Source organism: Xanthomonas sp. SHU 199, from assembly GCF_000364665.1.
GTDB lineage: Bacteria > Pseudomonadota > Gammaproteobacteria > Xanthomonadales > Xanthomonadaceae > Xanthomonas_A > Xanthomonas_A sontii.
Genome location: NZ_AQOI01000011.1, coordinates 1 through 4,070, shown reverse-complemented (window position 1 = coordinate 4,070; position 4,070 = coordinate 1). Strand labels below are relative to the sequence as shown.

Here is a 4,070-nt window from a genome sequence, read left to right as displayed (position 1 = left end):
CGACGACCGCTGGTCGAACGTGCAGGCGGCCGCCGACAGCGGCACCGCCATCGATCCCAGCGCCGCCGCGGCCGCCAACGCCGCCGCGGCCAGCCTCGGCGAGCGCACCCCGGAAGGCTTCGTCGCCAAGATCTGGAACCATGCGCAGAAGGCCGCGCAGGAACTGGGCGTGGACGCGCGCGCCCTGGTCGCGCAGGCCGCGCTGGAGACCGGCTGGGGCCGCCGCGGCATTTCCCGCGGCGACGGCGCCAGTTCCAACAACCTGTTCGGGATCAAGGCCACCGGCTGGAACGGCGACCGCGTGACCACCGGCACCCACGAGTACGTGGACGGGGTCAAGCAGTCGCAGACCGCCGATTTCCGTGCCTATTCCTCGCCGGCGGAAAGCTTCGCCGACTACGTGCGCCTGCTGAAGACCAATCCGCGCTACCAGCAGGCACTGAAGGCCGGCACCGACATCCGCGGCTTCGCCCAGGGCCTGCAGCGCGCCGGCTACGCCACCGACCCCGCCTACGCAGCCAAGATCGCCGCCATCGCCGGCGGCCCGACCATCGGCCGCGCGGTCGCCGCGATCGGCAGCGCCGCCGCCGGCGGCATCGAGCGCGTGCTGGCCAGCACCGTCGATCCGTCCGGCCTCGTGCGCCGTTGAGGTAGCCGTCCATGTCCATCCTCTCCACCGGTACCGGCGCCCTGCTCGCCTTCCAGCGGGCCCTGTCCACGGTCAGCCACAACGTCGCCAACATCAATACCGACGGCTACAGCCGGCAGCGGACGACGTTCGCGACCACGGTCCCGAGCCAGTACGGCAGCGAGTTCATCGGCAACGGCACCCAGATCACCGACGTCTCCCGCGTCGCCGACCAGCTGGCGATCTCGCGCCTGTTCGACAGCACCGGCGAAGTCGCCCGGCTGAAGCAGCTCTCCAGCCTGTCCAGCCGCGTCGACGGGCTGTTCTCGGACAAGGCCACCAGCATCGCCGGGCAGTGGTCGAACTTCTTCGACGCCACCACCGGCCTGTCCTCCAACGCCTCGGCCAGCGCCAACCGGCAGAACCTGCTGGACGCCGGCAATTCGCTGGTCACCCGCTTCAAGCAGCTCAACGGCCAGCTCGACTCGCTCGGCAGCGAAGTCAACAACGGTCTGCTGGCCGGCACCGCCGAAGCCAACCGCCTGGCCACCGAGATCGCCAAGCTCAACGGCCAGATCGGCTCCAACGCCAATGCCGCCGCACCGGACCTGCTCGATCGCCGCGACCAGATGATCGGCCAGCTCATCGGCTACACCGGCGGCAGCGTCATCCAGCAGGACGGCGGGATGATGAACGTCTACACCTCCGGCGGCCAGGCGATGGTGGTCGGCACCAATGCGTCGACCCTGGTCACCAGTCCCGATCCCTACCAGCCGGAAAAGCTGCAGATCGCGCTGAAGACGCCTGGCGGCTCGACGCCGCTCACCAGCAAGGCACTGGGCGGCCAGCTCGGCGGCTTCCTGGAGTTCCGCAGCAACGTCCTGGATCCGACCAAGGCCGAACTCGGCCGCATCGCCACCGGCGTGGCCAGCAGCTACAACCAGCAGCACCACGCCGGCATGGACCTGTACGGCCAGATGGGCGGCGATTTCTTCAACCTGCCGGCGCCGACCGTGGACGGCAACAGCGCCAACACCGGCACCGCGGCGTTCACCGCCAACGTCAGCGACTTGAGCAAGCTCGACGGGCAGAACCTGCTGCTGACCTACAACGGCACCGCCTGGAGCGCCAGCCGCGCCGACACCGGCGCCAGCGTCCCGATGAGCGGCTCCGGCACCAACGCCGATCCGTTCGTGGTCAACGGCGTGACCCTGCAGGTCTCCGGCACCGCCGCCAGCGGCGACAAGTTCCTGCTGCAGCCCACCGCCAATGCCATCAGCAAGCTGTCCGTGGCCATCAGCGACCCCTCGCGCATCGCCGCGGCGACGCCGATCCAGGCCAGCGCCACGCTCAGCAACCAGGGCACCGGCAAGGTCAGCAACGTCGCCGCGACCAACGCCAGCAATGCCAATCTGCTGACGCCGGCGAACATCGCCTTCATCGATTCCACCCACTACTCGATCAACGGCGGCGCGCCGCAGACCTACACCGCCGGCCAGACCATCAGCGCCAACGGCTGGAGCCTGACCATGGACGGCGTCCCGTCCGCCGGCGACAGCTTCGCGGTGGGCCCGACCGGGGTCGGCTCGAGCAACAACGGCAACGCCCTGCTGCTGTCCAACCTGGACGATGCCAAGGCCTTCAACGGCGGCACCATCACCCTCAACGGTGCGGTGGCCGGCCTGACCACCACGGTCGGCTCGGCGGCGCGCCAGGCCAAGTACGCGGCCGATGCGCAGGACGTGATCCAGAGCAGCGCCCAGGACGCGCGCGACTCGCTGTCCGGCGTCAACCTCGACGAGGAAGCGGCGGACATGTTGCGGCTGCAGCAGGCCTACCAGGCGGCCTCGCGCCTGATCTCCACCGCCGACACCCTGTTCCAGTCCATCCTGAGCGCGGTCCGATGAGCAATCGCATCTCCAGCGGCATGATCTTCAATCAGTCGCTCAACACCATGCTCGGCAAGCAGGCGACGATCTCGCACCTGCAGCAACAGCTCTCCACCGGTCAGCGCATCGTCAGTGCGGCCGACGATCCGGTCGCCGCGGGCACCGCGGTCAGCCTGGACCGCACGGTGGCCGCGCTGGCGCGCTTCGGCGACAACGCCAACAACGTGCAGAACCGGCTCAACCTGCAGGAAAACTCGCTGGCGCAGGCCGGCGACCTGATGGCGCGGGTCAAGGATCTGACGGTGGAAGCCAATAGTTCGGCGCTGACCACGCCCGACCGCAAGGCCATCGCCGCGGAGCTGAAGACCCTGCACGACAGCCTGCTGAGCCTGTCCAACAGCACCGACGGCTCCGGCCGCTACCTGTTCGGCGGCACCGCCGACGATGCGGCCCCGTTCGCCGTGGTCTCGGGCAACGTGGTCTACAGCGGCAACCAGACCCAGCGCAGCGTGGAAGTGGCACCGGACACCAAGGTCTCCGACACCCTGCCCGGCAGCGAGATCTTCATGCGCGTGCCCACCGGCGACGGCACCGTGGACGCGCATGCGGCCGCCGGCAACACCGGCACCGGCCTGCTGCTGGATTTCAGCCGCGACGGCTCCGGCAGCGCCTGGAACGGCGGCAGCTACAGTGTCGTGTTCACCGCCGCCACCACCTATGAAGTGCGCGACAGCAGTGGCGCGGTGGTCAACACCGGCACCTATGCCGCCGGCGAGAGCATCGGCCTGCCCGGCTTGAAGATGCGCGTGGACGGCGCCCCCGCCGCCGGCGACAGCTTCCAGATCGGCGCCTCGACCACCAAGGACGTGTTCTCCACCATCAGCAACCTGGTCAACCTGCTCAACACCGATCCGATCACCCCGGCCGCCAAGGCTGCCCTGCAGAATGGTCTGCAGTCGTCGATGCGCGACATCACCCAGGCCTCGTCGAAGATGATCGACGCGCGCGCCGCCGGCGGCGCCCAGCTCGCGGCGATCGACAACGCCACCGACCTGCGCGCCTCCAACGACGTCACCCTGAAGACCACCCTGTCCTCGCTGCGCGACCTCGACTACGCACAGGCGATCTCCCAGTACCAACTGGAACAGTCGGCGCTGAAAGCGGCACAGACCATCTTTACCCAGATGCAAAGGATGTCGCTGTTCGACCGGCTCGGCTGATCGGCGATATACCGGATATACAGAAAGGCCCGGAGCGCGGCGACGCTTCCGGGCCTTTCGCGTTATACAAAGATCGTCATCGCCGCTGGATAGGTAGACAACGCGCAGGCAGCCCTAAAGTTTGCCGAAGTGCGGCCGAGAAAGGCTCTCCGCGGCGTTCCTGGTGTTTTGCGCATCGCCGGAACGGCAAATTTTCTGCAGTAAATCGCTAAAGGTTGCGAGCCTGTCGCCGTTACTTATATCACCAGCCGCACTGGCCAAATTGATGGCCCCCTGCGGAGACTCCAGGCACCAACCGGTTGCCGGACAAATCGCTTAGAGGAGATATCAAAA

The 4,070-nt window shown here is 67.9% G+C and carries 3 protein-coding genes; all 3 read left to right on the top strand.

The genetic code is table 11. The features are described from left to right. Positions 1-649 (top strand): flagellar assembly peptidoglycan hydrolase FlgJ (gene flgJ, locus D183_RS0100635; RefSeq protein WP_017907283.1); only part of this gene is annotated, 649 nt, incomplete at its 5' end. Positions 650-660: 11 nt separating this feature from the next. Beyond that, positions 661-2,535, top strand: a complete 1,875-nt coding sequence (flgK, locus tag D183_RS0100630) for a flagellar hook-associated protein FlgK (RefSeq protein ID WP_017907282.1) — start codon at positions 661-663, stop codon at positions 2,533-2,535. After that, positions 2,532-3,737, top strand: a complete 1,206-nt coding sequence (gene flgL / locus D183_RS0100625) for a flagellar hook-associated protein FlgL (RefSeq protein ID WP_017907281.1) — start codon at positions 2,532-2,534, stop codon at positions 3,735-3,737. The genes flgK and flgL overlap by 4 nt, the downstream gene beginning before the upstream one ends. Positions 3,738-4,070: the final 333 nt, after the last annotated feature.